Raw genomic sequence first — 12240 nt, forward strand, 5'->3', positions numbered from 1 at the left:
TCCCGTGACCGGGCCCCGCGGCACCGGCTTCCGCCCTCTGGGGGAGCGGACCCTGTACGAGGGCTCGGTGATCTCCCTGGCCATCGGCACCTTCGAGGCTCCCGACGGCCTTCGCTTCGAGCGGGAGATCGTCCACCATCCCGGAGCGGTGTCCGTGGTGGCCCTGCACGACGACGCACGGGTGGTGCTCCTGCGGCAGTTCCGGGCGCCCCTCGGGCGGGAGCTGCTCGAGATCCCGGCCGGCAAGCGCGACGTCGAGGGTGAACCGCCGGAGGTGACGGCGAGGCGGGAGTTGGAGGAGGAGACCGGGTTGCGCGCCGGCTCGCTCGAGAAGCTGGTGGAGTTCCACAACTCGGTCGGCTTCTCCGACGAGCATTCCCACGTGTTCCTGGCTCGGGGGCTCGAGTCAGTGGCGGTCGACCGGCAAGGCGTCGAGGAGCGACACATGACCATCGAGCTCGTCCCCCTCGACGAAGCCCTGGCCATGATCGACGCGGGCGTGATCACCGACGCCAAGACCGTCATCGGGTTGACCCTCGCCGCCCGCCGCCTTGGTCGCTGACCCTCCACCCGCACCGCCCGCACTCCCGCTCGAGGCGGAGGAGTTCCTCACGTGGCTGCTCGCCGAGCGAGGTCGATCCCCCAACACCCTGGCGGCCTACCGGCGAGACCTGCGGGCCTACTGTGGCTGGCTGGCCGAGCAGGCGATGCCTCTCGACGGCGTGGCCGAGCACGACATCAACCGCTACGTCGCCCACCTGCGCAATCTCGGACGAGCGCCCTCGTCGGTGGCTCGGGCACTGGTCGCGGTCCGGGCTCTTCACCGGTTCCTGGCCGAGGAAGGCCACCGGGAGGGTGACCCGGCCGCGGTCGTGGAGGTACCCCGGGTGCCCCGGGGGCTCCCGAAGGCGCTCACGGAGACGGAGGTGGAGCAGTTGCTGGCCCAGGTGGCCGGGGACGAACCTCCCGCTCGCCGGGACCGGGCGATCCTCGAGGTCCTCTACGGCACCGGGGTACGCATCTCCGAACTGGTCGGGCTGTCGCTCGGGGATCTCGACCTCGAGGGCGGGCTCATGCGGGTCTACGGAAAGGGGGCGAAGGAGCGGGTCGTGCCCCTCGGTCGCTTCGCCCGTGCCGCTCTCGAGGCGTGGCTGGGGGAGGGCGGGCGGGAGCGGCTGCTGCCGCAGCGCTGGTCCCGCCGTACGGATGCCGACGCGGTGTTCCTGAACCAGCGCGGCGCGCGGCTGTCACGCCAGGGCGCGTGGGGGATCGTGCGTCGCTATGGGGCGGCCGCGGGTCTCGGTGCCCGCCTCACTCCCCATGTGCTACGCCACTCCTGTGCCACCCACATGCTCGATCACGGTGCGGACATCCGCGCCGTGCAGGAGCTGCTCGGTCACGCCTCGCTCAGCACGACCCAGGTCTACACGTTGGTGTCGACCGAACGGTTGCGGGCCGTCTACGAATCGGCGCATCCACGCGCCAGACTCGAGGCGAGGGACTAGCCTGGTAGATCATGAGCCCAGACGCCGACCTGAGCAGTGAAGCCGAGACGACGATCCGTGCCGCGCTCGATGCCGAGGCGGCGCAGCTGCGCGCCCAGATCCGGGAGCTCGGCCGGGACGACTCCTCGCTGCAGTTCGACGACAACTTCGCCGACAGCGCGCAAGTGGCGGCGGAGCAAGGGGAATACCAGACCCTCGCCGCGCAGCTTCGTGAGCAGCTCGCGGACGTGGAGCGGGCCATCGAGAAGCTCGACGCAGGCACCTACGGGCGCTGCGAGGTCTGCGACCAGCCGATCGGTGAGGCCCGGCTCGAGGTGATGCCGGCCACGAGGTTCTGCATCGAGCACGCCGGCTGACACCCGGGGAGGGTCCGTGCTGCGCGCGATCCATCTCGCTCGCCGGTTCCTCGGGTCGCTGCGGCCCGGTGGCCCGCGCCGTTCGGACACCGAGTGGGCCGAGCGCTGGCTCTTGCCGGCGGAGCGAGATCTCTGGCGGAGGATGTGCAACGCGGACCGGCGCCATGCCGTCCGAGTCGCCCGCCGGGTGGAGACGGTGCTGGGAGACGGTGCCACCCGCTCGGTGCTCGCCGCCGCGCTCCTGCACGACGTCGGCAAGCTCGACGCCAACCTCCGCACCTACGGCCGGGTGGTGGCGACGCTCTCTGGGGCGGTTGTGCGGCGAGATCCGGACGTGATCGGCGACTGGACCCGGACCCGCGGTTTCACCCGGCGGGTGGGTCTGTACCTCCAGCACGACCGGCTCGGCGCTGACCTGCTGGCCCTGGCCGGCAGCGACCCGCTCACCGTCGCCTGGGCCCGGGAACACCACCGACCGCCGGACGAGTGGACCGTCCCCGCCGCGGTGGGCCAGGCCCTGCGGGACGCTGACGACGACTGACGGCCTGGATCCTCTTCCCGCTCGGGCGGGCTCTGGTCGGAGCCCAACCTCCCCAGTCGGGCGTTCTGGCAGGTCAAGCGCGTGCTGGGGCACGCGTTTGACCTGCCGGTTGGGGAGAGTGCGCGCTCTGGCTGGTGAAGCGCGTGCTGGGGCACGCGTTTGACCTGCCGGTTGGGGAGGGTGGGGGTTCGCCTGCGGGGAGGCGTCAGGAGCGGGGGACGAGACCCAGCGCCTCGCGGGCCCGAGCCAGCGTTGGTGCAGCCACCGCCCGAGCCTTCTCCGCCCCCTTGGCCAGGATCGCCGCGGTGCCACCCGGGTCCGCCAGCAGCTCCGCGTAGCGTTGCTGGATGGGCCGCAGCAGCTCGCAGACCAGCTCGGCGGCGTCCGCCTTGAGCGGTCCGTATCGGGTGTAGCGAGTGGCGATGGTCTCCGGCTCCTCACCGGTGATGGCGGCCATGATCGACAGCAGGTTCGACACCCCGGGCTTGGCCTCCGGGTCGAAACGGACCTCGGTCTCGGTGTCGGTGACCGCCCGCTTGATCTTGCGTTCCACGCTGGTGAGATCCTCGAGCACCAGGATGGTGCCCTGCGGCGAGTCCTCGGACTTGGACATCTTGCGGGTCGGGTGCTGCAGGTCCATGACCCGAGCACCCACCGTTGGGATCGCCGCTTCGGGGACCACGAAAACGTCGGTGCCGGCCCCGTAGCGGTGGTTGAAGCGGATGGCGAGGTCCCGGGCCAGCTCCAGGTGCTGGCGCTGGTCGTCGCCGACCGGGACCCGATCGGTGTCGTAGAGCAGGATGTCGGCAGCCATGAGTGCCGGGTACGTGAACAGGCCGGCGGACACGAACTCGGCCCCTTCGGACTTGTCCTTGAACTGAGTCATGCGACGCAGCTCACCGAAGGCTGCGGTGCACTCCAGGATCCAGGCCAGCTCGGTGTGCTCGGGGACGTGACTCTGGATGAACAGGGTGGCGACATCAGGATCGATACCGACGGCGAGGAGGACCTGGGCTAGCTCCAGCGTGCGGGCCCGCAGCTCGGTGGGATCCTGCGGGACGGTCAGGGCATGGAGGTCGACGACGCAGTAGAAGGAATCGGCTTCGTGTTGCTCGCGCACCCAGGAGCGCAGGGCACCGAGGAGGTTCCCGAGCTGCACGGCACCGGTGGGCTTGATGCCCGAGAAGACCCGCGTCATGCCGGTCATGCTACGGGGTGCCTCCGGCAGCCCTGAAACGGCTTGCGCTCGACGGTGATCCATCCGGGCTCCACTGGTCGGGTGGCGGGGGAGGATGCGCGCCGCCACCCGGCGGCGCCTCTATCGTGTGTGCGCGATGTCCTACGCCGTGCAGACCCCTGTGTTCGAAGGGCCCTTCGACCTGCTGCTGCACCTGATCCTGCGCGAGCAGGTCGATCTCTACGAGGTGCAGCTGGCGTCCATCGTGGATGCCTACCTGGCGGAGCTCGAGCGGATGGACGCGCTCGACCTGGAGGTGGCCACGGAGTTCCTCCTCATCGCGGCCACCCTGGTGGAGCTGAAGGCCAAGCGCCTGCTGCCTGATGAGCACGGGGTGGATCTCGACGACGAGCTGGCCTTGTGGGAGGAGCGCGACCTGCTGCTCGCCCGCCTGCTCGACTGCAAGACCTTCAAGGACGCGGCCAAGGTCCTCGGTGCCCTGGCGGCGGATGCGGGCCGCTCGTACCCGCGACGGGCTGGCCTCGAAGAGCGCTTCCTGGAGCTGACCCCGGACCTGTTGGCCGGCATCGACGGCCACGACCTGCACGCCGCGTACCTACGGGCCACCGCACCGCGGCCGACCCCGGTGGTCGACCTGAGCCACGTCGGTGCCATCAGGGTGAGCGTCAGCGACGCGGTCGAGGAGCTGCTCGACGAGCTGCCCCGGGCCGGGCGGGTGACGTTCCGCCAGCTCACCGCGAGCCTCGTGGACCGGGTCGAGGTCGTGGTGCGGTTCCTCGCGGTGCTCGAGTTGTACAAGCAGGGTCTGATCGAGATCGAGCAGGCCCGCTCGTTCGGTGACATCGAGATCCTGTGGATCGCCTCGCCCATGGTTCGGGCCGCGGATCTCGCCGCCATCGACGTCTACGAGGGCTGATGACCTCCAACACCCGGCGTGCCGTCGAGGCCATCCTCATGGTTGCCGACCAGCCGGTCGACCCCCATCTGCTGGCCCAGGTCACCGAGACCAGCCCGACCGAGATCGACGAGCTGCTGCGGGCCCTCGCTGCGGAGTACGAGCAGCACGAGCGGGGGTTCGTGCTCGCCAACGTGGCGGGCGGCTGGCGTTTCCAGACCCACCCCGACCTGGCGGCCTACGTCGAGCGGTTCGTCCTGGAGGGGCAGACCGCGAGGTTGTCGGCGGCAGCGCTCGAGACGTTGGCCATCGTGGCCTACAAGCAACCGATCTCCCGCGCCCAGATCGCAGCCATCCGGGGGGTCAACGTGGACGGCGTGGTGCGCACGCTCGAGCAACGTGGCTACATCGCCGAGGTGGGGCGTGACCCTGGTCCCGGCCAGCCCGTGCTGTTCGGCACCACCGACCTGTTCCTCGAGCGGCTGGGCCTGGCCACCATCGAGGACCTCCCCCCGATCGCCGATTTCGTGCCCGGGCCCGAGGTGGTCGAGGCCCTCGAGGCCGGCCTGCGGGCCGATACCGCCACCGGTGGGTCGGAGCGTCGCGACGAAGCGGCGGCCGCCTGGGCGGACGAGGAGCTGGCAGGGTCCGCTGGGGAGGTTCTCGGCGGCGGCTCCGAGCCGTCCTGAGCCGTGGGCTCCGCTGGACGCGACGGCGGCGATCGCCTCCAGAAGGTCCTCGCCCGGACGGGACTCGGCAGCCGCCGGGCCTGCGAGGAGCTGATCGCCGCCGGCCGGGTGACCGTGAACGGTGAGGTGGCGGAGCTGGGCCGGAGGGTCGACGTGGACCACGACCGTATCGAGGTCGACGGCGTGCCGGTGTCGGTCCGGCCCGGTCTCGTCTACTACCTCCTGAACAAGCCACGAGGGGTGGTGAGCACCGCCGATGACCCCCAGGGACGACGAACGGTCGTCAGTCTCGTGCCTGCCGAGCCGCGGGTGCACCCGGTGGGACGACTCGACGCGGACACGGAGGGCCTGCTGATCCTGACCAACGACGGGGAGCTGACCTACCGGCTCACCCACCCCCGTTTCGGCGTGGAGAAGGAGTACCTGGCGCAGGTCGCGGGCACGCCCTCCCGCCAGGCCCTCCGCCGGCTCCGGGAAGGCGTCGAGCTCGACGACGGCCCGACCGCCCCCGCCCGGGTCGCGCTGGTGGCCCCCAATCTGCTGCGCATCACCATCCACGAAGGACGCAACCGGCAGGTCCGGCGCATGTGCGACGCCATCGGGCATCCGGTGGAGCGCCTGGTGCGCTCCCGTATCGGCCCGATCACCGATCGCAAGCTGCGACCCGGGACGTGGCGGGAGCTGACCCCGGCCGAGGTGCGGGCCCTCGAGCGAGCCGCCTCGGTGTCACCTGGTGAGGGTGGAGGCTCGCGGGCGGGGCGCGCACGCCCGCGCCAGTAGCATCGGTGCCGATGCCCACCGTCCGAGCGCTCCGCGGGGCCACCACGGTCGACGAAGACACCGAAGAGCAGATCTTCGACCGAGTCATCGCGCTCCTCACGGCCATGTTCGATCGCAACGGCATCGACAAGGGCGACCTGATCAGTGTGATCTTCACCGCCACCGATGACATCCACGCGGCGTTCCCTGCAGCGGCGGCCCGCAAGTTCGGGCTCGGGGACGTGCCGCTGCTCTGCGCTCGGGAGCTCGATATCGACGGGGGCACACCCCGCTGCATCCGGGTCCTCATGCACCTGACCACCGACCGGTCGCGCGGCGAGCTGCACCACGTCTACCTCGAAGGGGCCAGCAACCTCCGTGACGACCTCCCGGCCTGAGATGGAGGAGCGCCGCCGTGCGGGTGTCGTAGGCACCGGGCTGATCGGCGGGTCGATCGCGCTCGCCCTGCGTGCTCGGGGATGGCACGTCACCGGCTACGACCGGAACCCGCGCGCCGCCCGGCGGGCGCTCGAGCTGGGTGCGCTCGACCAGGTGGGGCACGACCCCGGGGCCGAGGTGACCTTCATCGCCACGCCGGTGGGCACCATCCCGGCCGCAGTGGCCGAGGCGCTGGCCTCCACCAGCGGGCTGGTCACCGACGTGGGCAGCGTGAAGGGACCGATGCTCGACCTGATGGCCGACCCCCGCTATGTGGGCGGCCACCCGATGGCCGGCTCGGAGCTCGAGGGCGTCGACGGGGCGCGGGCCGATCTGTTCGAAGGGGCCACGTGGGTCCTCACCCCCGTGGCCGGCACCGATGACGCCGCGTACGCGGCGATCCGGTCGGTCATCAGCTCCTTCGGAGCCGAGGTGGTGAGCGTCCCCCCAGAGCGTCACGACACCATGGTGGCGGTGGTCTCGCACATCCCCCACCTCACGGCCGCCACCCTCATGCGGCTGGCGGACCAGCGGGCCAGCGAGCATCGGGCCTTGCTGCGCCTGGCGGCAGGAGGGTTCCGAGACATGACACGGATCGCGGCGGGCCATCCCGGTATCTGGCCCGACATCTGCGCCGAGAACCGAGCCGCCATCGTCGACGAGCTCGATCGGCTCGTGGATGCGCTCACCGAGCTCCGGCACCTGGTGGACAAGGGGGAACGGGCGGAGCTGGTGGCGATCCTCCAGCGAGCCCGGGAGGCTCGCCTGGCGCTGCCCGTCCGGTACGCTCGCCCCGACGAGCTGGCCGAGCTGCGGGTGCCGATCCCGGATCGCACCGGTGTGCTGGCCGAGATCACCACCCTCGCAACCGATCTCGACGTCAGCATCGCCGACATCGAGATCGCCCACTCGGCCGAGGGACCACAAGGTCTGCTCATCCTGCTGGTCGAGGCGGAGCTGGCGGATCGACTGCACGACGGCCTGGTGGCCATGGGGTACCGGCCGTCGGTGCACCGCCTCCCGTGAGCGAGCCCTACGCGGTCCGACCGCTGGATGCACCGCCGGACGCGACGATCGCCCTGCCCGGCTCCAAGAGCCTGACCAACCGTGCCCTGCTCTGCGCGGGGCTGGCATCGGGAGAGAGCGCGTTGCCCGGTGCGCTGCTGGCGGATGACACCGAGGCGATGATGGAGTGCCTCGGGCGGCTCGGGGTGCGGCTCCGGTGGGCAGACGGCGCGGAAGACGGCGCGACGGACCTCCGGGTGATCGGGGTGGACGCAACGCTGCCCGGTCACCCCGTGGAGCTGTACGCCCGGCTCAGTGGCACGACCTCCCGCTTCCTGCTGGCCGTGCTGGGAGCGGGCGGCGGGCCGTTCACCCTCGACGGCGCCCCGCCGCTCCGTGCCCGCCCGATGGCCGACGGCATCAGCGCGCTACGGGCGCTCGGTGTCGAGGTGGTCGAGCGGGAGCAGTCCGGTCATCTCCCGGTCACGGTGCACGGCCCGCCCCGGGCAGCAGCGACCGTGGTGCCGGGTGACGTGTCGAGCCAGTTCCTCTCAGGCCTGCTGCTCGCGGCCCCCTGCTACCCGGGAGGGCTCGGTCTCGAGGTCTCGACCCCGCTGGTGTCGGTGCCCTACGTCGACATGACCGTCGCGGTGATGGAGGCGTTCGGCGCGACCGTCCACCGACCAGGGCCCGGTCGCTTCACGGTCGAGCCCGGCGGCTACCGCGCCACCCGCTACCCGATCGAGCCGGACGCCTCCGCGGCGTCCTACTTCTTCGCCGCGGCGGTGATCAGCGGGGGGCGGGTGCGGGTGCCCGGTCTGTCGCGGTCGTCGCTCCAGGGCGATGTCGGGTTCCTGGAGGTGCTCGAGCAGATGGGCGCCGCGGTGACCTGGTACGACGGCGGGGTGGAGGTCGCTGCCGGGGGCTCCCTGCGGGGCCTCACCGTGGACCTCCGTGACCTCTCCGACATCGCGCCGACGCTGGCTGTCACCGCAGTCTTCGCCGAGTCGCCGACGGAGATCACCGGCATCGGGTTCATCAGGGCCAAGGAGACCGATCGCATCGCGGCCGTGGTACGAGAGCTGGGGCGGGCCGGGATCGAGGCCCGCGAGACGAGCGACGGGATGGTGATCAACCCGGGCGTGCCGCGGCCCGCGGTCATCGAGACCTACGACGACCACCGGATGGCCATGAGCTTCGCCTTGCTCGGGCTGCGGGTCCCGGGGATCGAGATCGCCGATCCCGGGTGCGTGGCGAAGACCTTTCCCCGGTACTTCGAGGTGTTGGAGCAGTTGCGAGGCGGTCCGGGCGCACGGGGTAGCTTGACGAGCCGATGAGGGTGATCGCCATCGACGGTCCCGCGGGGTCGGGGAAGTCCACCGTGGCCCGGGCCTTGGCCCAGAAGCTCGGTCTCGACTACCTGGACACCGGGGCCATGTACCGAGCCGTGACCTTCGCCGCGCTGCGGCGGGGCATCGATCCAGACGACGGGGAGCGGGTGGCACGCGTGGCCGAGGACTGCGAGCTGGAGATGGATGACGACGGGACGGTCCGGGTCGATGGCGCCGACGCGACCATCGAGATCCGGGGGCCCGAGGTCACCCGAGCGGTGAGCATCGTGGCCGCCAATCCCGGTGTGCGGGAGCAGATGCGCCGCCGGCAGCGAGCCTGGGCCGAGCGGCGCGGGGGTGGTGTCATCGAGGGCCGGGACATCGGCACGGTGGTCTTCCCGGACGCCGAGCTGAAGGTGTACCTCGATGCGCGCCCCGAGGTGCGAGCGTCCCGGCGGTCGAAGGAGGTCTCCGACCTCAGCTACGAGACGGTGGCCGCGGACCTCGCCCGGCGTGACGCGCTCGACCAGGGACGGGCGCACGACCCCCTGCGAGAGGCGCCGAACGCCTTCGTGGTCGATACCTCGGAGCTCGGCGTGGACGAGATCGTCGAGCGGGTGATGGAGAGGTTGGCGTGAGCGACGAAGCGCAGGGATCGCATCGCCGACCGGCCATCGAGAAGGTCAAGGCCGACCGGGAGATCATCATCCCGGAGGGTCACCGGCGCGGCGAACAGATGACCTTAGGCCAGCGGGTGATGTACCGCTTCCTGTGGTGGGTGGTGCAGATCGTGGCCCGCACGTACTTCCGGCTGTCGATCACCGGCCAGCACAAGGTGCCCGCCAGCGGCGCGTTCATCGTCTCGCCCATCCATCGCTCGAACCTCGACACCCCGGTGGTGGCAGCGATCACCCGGCGGCGCCTCCGGTACATGGGGAAGGAATCGCTCTGGAAGAGCCGTTTCGGGGCGTGGTTCCTCACCACCGCGGGCGGCTTCCCGGTGGAGCGGGCCTCGGCCGATCGGGCTGCGCTGCGAGCCTCGCTGGAGGTCCTAGAACGGGGTGAGCCCCTGGTGATGTTCCCCGAAGGCACCCGCCAGTTCGGACCCACCGTGCAGGAGATGTTCGAGGGACCGGCGTACCTGGCGATCCGCACCCAGTGCCCGATCGTGCCGGTCGGCATCGGAGGCACCGAGCGGGCGCTGGGCAAGGGCATGAAGTTCCCGCGGCCGGCGAAGATCGCCATCGTCGTCGGCGATCCGCTCATGCCCCCTCCGAAGGGGGAGAGCGGTCGGGTGTCACGCCGGGCCACCCGGGAGCTGACTGCCCGCCTGGGTGAGGAGATCCAGCGGCTCTTCGACGAGGCGCAGGCCCGCGCCGGGCACCCGAACCCGGTGTCCGGGTAGCGCACCGGCCAGGGGCGTTCAAAACAGGCGCGCCTGGCGGGTCAGCTCACGCACGAGGGGCTCGAAGTGCTCGAGCGGCAACGTGTCGTAGCCCGGGTCGAATGCGGTCTGGTCCCACTGGTCTGCGAACTGCTCGGCCAAGGCGAAGGTCTCAGGGTCGAGTTCGGCCCGGTGGCGTTCGCGGGCGTCCGGGTCCCCTCCGAAGTGGTGGTAGTAGTGCCGGCCCTGGAAGTCCTGGTGGACCCGGATCATGTCGTAGACCGCCGGGCGGACATAGGGCCGGATCATCTCTGCGGCGATCGCCGGGTGGTTGGGCACGCTGATCGCCTTGCCCGCGTCGTGCATCAGCGATGCGAAGACCACCTCGGGATCGGCGCCGTCGCGCTCGGCCCGGGTGGCGGTCTGCAGGCAGTGGGTGAGCTGGTCCGTGGCGAAGCCGTCGGTGATCGAGGACAGGGAGCGGAGCAGGTCGAGCATGCGATCGGCGACGCGTGCCTGGTTCTTCGCGGTCTCGGCCCCGATCACCGCCCACTGCTCGGCCGTGGAGCGGTCCATGCGGGTGAAGCTGGTTTCGGCCATGCCCCACAGTGTCGCGCCGCTACCCGGCGAGCAGTACCCCGAGGAACGTCGCCCCAAGCGCGGCGGCCAGGCTGACCGCTCCCCAGGCGGCGAGCGCGGCCCGGGACCGGGCTCCGGCATGGAGGGCCGCGCCCACACCCGAAGCCGCCACGACCACCAGCTTGAGACCGAGGGTGACGTGGTAGGCGGTGGTACGGCTGCCGACGTCGATGGCCAGCAGGTTCCAGACACCGGTGACCACCAACACCGCGAAGGCCACCCACGCGATCCGGTTGAAGCGGCGGGCGACGGCTCGGGGAGCGTCCGGGCCGAGCTGTCGGACGGTCGGGACGAGACCGGCGAGGGTGAGTTGCCCGCCGACCCAGACAGTCGCGGCGAGCACGTGGAGGAACAGGCGGACGGTCGTCCAGTCGACGGGGAGCACGGTCAGGCGAGGGAGGCGAGGACGTCGCTGGCCCGCACCCGGCGGTCGTCGACCCCGGGCCGATTCGCGGGGGAGCCGCCCAGGGCGAAGGTGGCGAAGGAGTCGATGGCTGCGAGCAGCTCCCGCAGGTTCCGCGGCGGGGGGAAGTACTCGTCCTCGTCCGTGAATCGGACCTCCTCCACCCCGCCGGTGGGGGCTAGGTGGGCGATCACGGCATCGACGAGGTCCTCGGGGGCGGAGGCGCCGGCCGTCACGCCGACCACGCCACGCAGGTCGGCAGGTAGTTCCTCCGGACCGTTGACCCGGTGGACTCGGGGGCAGCCTGCGGCCCGGGCGATGCTCTCCAGGGCCCGGGTGTTCGACGAGTTGGCGGAGCCGATGATCACCACCGCATCGCACCGAGGAGCGATCTGCATCAGCGCCGATTGGCGGTTGGTGGTGGCGAAGCACAGGTCGGAACGACCTGGCATCCACACGTCGGGGAACCGGCGGCGGGTGGCATCGGCCACATCGGACCAGTCGCGGTGGCTGAGGGTGGTCTGGGCCAGCAGCGCGACCGGTTGTTCGAACTCGGGGAGGGCATCGACCTCTTCGACCGTCTCGACCCGGTGGATGGCTTCCGGGGCCACGGCCATGGTGCCAACCGCCTCTTCATGTCCCTCGTGGCCGACGTAGACGATGCGGTAGCCCTTCCCGGCTCGGACCTTCACCTCGTGATGCACCTTGGTGACCAGCGGGCAGACCGCGTCGACGACGTAGCGTCCACTGGCTCGCGCCGCCTCCACGACCTCCGGTGCGGAGCCGTGAGCGGACAGCATGACCGGCCGACCGGGAGGTACGTCGGCGATGTCGTCGACGAAGATCACCCCGAGGTCCTCGAAGCGCTGCACCACCCGCTGGTTGTGGACGATCTCGTGGTAGCAGTACACGGGCGGCTCGAAGGCTCGCACCATCCACGCCAGGGCCTTGATGGCCATCTCCACCCCCGCACAGAACCCGCGGGGCGCGGCCAGCAGCACCCGCTCGACCGTCGAGTCAGGGGGGTCGGCTCGTAGGGTGTTCATGGTCCGCCCAGGCTACCGGGGGCGCGCTCGGCGCCAGTACCCTGACGGGCC

General features: G+C 71.1%; 16 protein-coding genes. 12 read left to right on the forward strand and 4 right to left on the reverse strand.

The genetic code is table 11. The features are described 5' to 3' along the window. The first annotated feature begins 4 nt into the window (after window positions 1–4). Genes HZF19_RS09420 through HZF19_RS09435 form a run of 4 tightly spaced genes read left to right on the forward strand, consistent with a single transcriptional unit; the run spans window position 5 to window position 2402 of the window. Complete coding sequence (locus HZF19_RS09420; RefSeq protein WP_208028519.1) at window positions 5–562, forward strand: NUDIX domain-containing protein; 558 nt, start codon at window positions 5–7, stop codon at window positions 560–562. Next, window positions 552–1505, forward strand: a complete 954-nt coding sequence (xerD, locus tag HZF19_RS09425; RefSeq protein WP_208028520.1) for a site-specific tyrosine recombinase XerD — start codon at window positions 552–554, stop codon at window positions 1503–1505. The genes HZF19_RS09420 and xerD overlap by 11 nt, the downstream gene beginning before the upstream one ends. An 11-nt stretch (window positions 1506–1516) precedes the next feature. Further along, on the forward strand, window positions 1517–1861 hold the full coding sequence (locus tag HZF19_RS09430; protein ID WP_208028521.1) for a TraR/DksA family transcriptional regulator: 345 nt from the start codon (window positions 1517–1519) through the stop codon (window positions 1859–1861). Window positions 1862–1877: 16 nt separating this feature from the next. Then, window positions 1878–2402, forward strand: coding sequence for a hypothetical protein (locus HZF19_RS09435; RefSeq protein WP_208028522.1), 525 nt, complete (start codon window positions 1878–1880; stop codon window positions 2400–2402). A 205-nt stretch (window positions 2403–2607) separates the two neighbouring features. Here HZF19_RS09435 and trpS read toward each other — a convergent pair whose 3' ends face one another. Continuing rightward, complete coding sequence (trpS, locus tag HZF19_RS09440; protein ID WP_208028523.1) at window positions 2608–3600, reverse strand: tryptophan--tRNA ligase; 993 nt, start codon at window positions 3598–3600, stop codon at window positions 2608–2610. Between the two features lie 136 nt (window positions 3601–3736). On the opposite strand from trpS, the gene HZF19_RS09445 reads away from it, so the two are divergent. From HZF19_RS09445 to HZF19_RS09480, 8 genes are read left to right on the forward strand one after another with little or no spacing between them, the layout of a single operon-like run. Further along, window positions 3737–4516, forward strand: coding sequence for a segregation and condensation protein A (locus HZF19_RS09445; RefSeq protein ID WP_208028524.1), 780 nt, complete (start codon window positions 3737–3739; stop codon window positions 4514–4516). Further along, complete coding sequence (scpB, locus tag HZF19_RS09450) at window positions 4516–5184, forward strand: SMC-Scp complex subunit ScpB (protein ID WP_208028525.1); 669 nt, start codon at window positions 4516–4518, stop codon at window positions 5182–5184. Before HZF19_RS09445 ends, scpB begins: the two co-directional genes overlap by 1 nt. A 3-nt stretch (window positions 5185–5187) precedes the next feature. Next, window positions 5188–5964: a pseudouridine synthase gene (locus tag HZF19_RS09455; protein ID WP_208028526.1), complete on the forward strand. Its 777-nt coding sequence runs from the start codon at window positions 5188–5190 to the stop codon at window positions 5962–5964. 11 nt (window positions 5965–5975) lie between these two features. Further along, entirely contained in the window at window positions 5976–6341 is a 366-nt protein-coding gene (gene aroH, locus HZF19_RS09460; RefSeq protein WP_208028527.1) for a chorismate mutase, read from the forward strand. Continuing rightward, entirely contained in the window at window positions 6322–7407 is a 1086-nt protein-coding gene (locus HZF19_RS09465) for a prephenate dehydrogenase/arogenate dehydrogenase family protein (protein WP_208028528.1), read from the forward strand. The genes aroH and HZF19_RS09465 overlap by 20 nt, the downstream gene beginning before the upstream one ends. Then, a complete protein-coding gene (gene aroA / locus HZF19_RS09470; protein ID WP_208028529.1) occupies window positions 7404–8723 on the forward strand; it encodes a 3-phosphoshikimate 1-carboxyvinyltransferase in 1320 nt (439 codons plus the stop codon). The genes HZF19_RS09465 and aroA overlap by 4 nt, the downstream gene beginning before the upstream one ends. Continuing rightward, a complete protein-coding gene (cmk, locus tag HZF19_RS09475) occupies window positions 8720–9355 on the forward strand; it encodes a (d)CMP kinase (RefSeq protein WP_208028530.1) in 636 nt (211 codons plus the stop codon). The genes aroA and cmk overlap by 4 nt, the downstream gene beginning before the upstream one ends. Further along, window positions 9352–10122, forward strand: coding sequence for a lysophospholipid acyltransferase family protein (locus tag HZF19_RS09480; RefSeq protein WP_208028531.1), 771 nt, complete (start codon window positions 9352–9354; stop codon window positions 10120–10122). Before cmk ends, HZF19_RS09480 begins: the two co-directional genes overlap by 4 nt. Before the next feature lie 18 nt (window positions 10123–10140). Here HZF19_RS09480 and HZF19_RS09485 read toward each other — a convergent pair whose 3' ends face one another. Genes HZF19_RS09485 through ispH form a run of 3 tightly spaced genes read right to left on the reverse strand, consistent with a single transcriptional unit; the run spans window position 10141 to window position 12189 of the window. Next, window positions 10141–10701, reverse strand: coding sequence for an HD domain-containing protein (locus tag HZF19_RS09485; RefSeq protein ID WP_208028532.1), 561 nt, complete (start codon window positions 10699–10701; stop codon window positions 10141–10143). Window positions 10702–10720: 19 nt separating this feature from the next. Then, a complete protein-coding gene (locus tag HZF19_RS09490) occupies window positions 10721–11125 on the reverse strand; it encodes a hypothetical protein (RefSeq protein WP_307781189.1) in 405 nt (134 codons plus the stop codon). 2 nt (window positions 11126–11127) lie between these two features. Beyond that, on the reverse strand, window positions 11128–12189 hold the full coding sequence (gene ispH, locus HZF19_RS09495) for a 4-hydroxy-3-methylbut-2-enyl diphosphate reductase (protein WP_208028533.1): 1062 nt from the start codon (window positions 12187–12189) through the stop codon (window positions 11128–11130). Window positions 12190–12240: the final 51 nt, after the last annotated feature.

It is taken from the genome of Rhabdothermincola sediminis, assembly GCF_014805525.1.
Lineage (GTDB): Bacteria > Actinomycetota > Acidimicrobiia > Acidimicrobiales > Acidimicrobilacustridaceae > Rhabdothermincola > Rhabdothermincola sediminis.